This is a genomic window from Tamlana crocina, from assembly GCF_012037625.1.
Genome location: NZ_JAAVJS010000536.1, coordinates 1 through 351 on the forward strand (window position 1 = coordinate 1; position 351 = coordinate 351).

Here is a 351-nt window from a genome sequence, read left to right on the forward strand (position 1 = left end):
GATCCCTGCCTAAAATTACTGTTCCTATTTCCCCTTTTTCAATAGCTTTATTGAATGCTCTTGCAATTTCAATACGGCCTTCGGCATCGGCATAAAGGATTCTGGCCTGTGAGCCTACTACCAGCCTATTGGCGCGCGCACCTTCTATCCATTTGATATTATCCTGCATTTGCTGCTGAATCTCCTGGGGCGCTTCTTGTTTTAACTGCTGAAGCACCTCTCGCGCAATTTCATCTGTTCGTTCTAAATCTTCTTCTTTTCCGGAAGCGCAAACCCAGCGGAAAGGTCCGAAGCCATAGTCAAAGCACACGGGTCCCATGATATCCTGTACGTAACTGGGGTAAGCGAATT

The 351-nt window shown here is 46.7% G+C and carries 1 pseudogene; it reads right to left on the reverse strand.

Annotated elements, in window-relative coordinates:
- Positions 1-351: pseudogene (locus tag HC176_RS17935) on the reverse strand (urocanate hydratase); the annotation flags it as partial.